At 73.5% G+C, this 941-nt stretch carries 1 protein-coding gene; it reads left to right on the forward strand.

Annotated elements, in window-relative coordinates:
* Nucleotides 1–177 precede the first annotated feature (177 nt).
* Nucleotides 178–714, forward strand: a complete 537-nt coding sequence (locus DQW85_RS22190; protein ID WP_205315314.1) for an NUDIX hydrolase family protein — start codon at nt 178–180, stop codon at nt 712–714.
* The last annotated feature ends 227 nt before the right edge of the window (nt 715–941 follow it).

Here is a 941-nt window from a genome sequence, read left to right on the forward strand (position 1 = left end):
ACCTCGTCGTGAGCATCAGCTTCGACGGCCCGGCGGGCCACCACGACGAGCCGGGCGGCCGCGACGGTGGCGCGGCAGGGCCGCGCGCCGTCCGGCCGCCGGCCTGTTAGACCAAACGTTCACCAGAACCGATACGCCCTCCCACGTACGGCCGCTGGCGCCAAGTACGATCAGCGGATGACCGAAATGACCGAAACCGTGCCCGGTTGGCTCGATCCGGAGGAGCTCGAGTCGCTGCGCGGCCGGATGCCGATCCTGTACGTCGACGCCGTGCCGGTGCGGGTCGACGACACGGGCACCGTGACCCGGGTCGGCCTGCTGCTGCGCATCGCGCCGGACGGGACCGTGAGCCGGGCTCTGGTCTCCGGGAGGGTGCTCTACCACGAACGGGTCCGCGACGCCCTGCTGCGCCACCTGGAGAAGGACCTCGGGCCCGTCGCGCTGCCGAGCCTGCCGGCCTCGCCCACGCCGTTCACCGTGGCCGAGTACTTCCCGACGCCCGGCGTCACGCCGTACCACGATCCGCGCCAGCACGCGGTGTCGCTCGCCTACATCGTCCCGGTGCGCGGCGACTGCCGTCCCCGGCAGGACGCGCTCGACCTGGTGTGGTTCACGCCCGAGGAGGCTGCCTCGCCGCTGGTCCAGCAGGAGATGACGGGGGGACACGGGGTCCTGCTCAAGCAGGCCCTCGCGCACGTGGGACGACTCACGTAGGCGGCGCACCGCGCATGTGGCCGCGCTACCCGCTGTGAACCCCGGGTATGGATCTCGGGGAGGGATGCTCACGGCGGCACCCGCACGGACCCGAGGCCAGCCACGAAAGGACTCGCGCATGACGAACCGGCGTCGCTCCCCGATCGCTCCGCCCGGCGAGGTCGACGTCGCGACGGCCCGGCGGAGTCCCGCCGCCCCGCCGACCGGGCCGCCCGCCGTGCCCGCCC

Source organism: Nonomuraea lactucae, assembly GCF_003313395.1.
GTDB classification, from domain to species: Bacteria; Actinomycetota; Actinomycetes; order Streptosporangiales; family Streptosporangiaceae; genus Nonomuraea; species Nonomuraea lactucae.

Bases quoted from the DNA above. Each gene is read 5' to 3' on its own strand.
- DQW85_RS22190 (WP_205315314.1), top strand. From the start codon at position 178: ATGACCGAAATGACCGAAACCGTGCCCGGTTGGCTCGATCCGGAGGAG.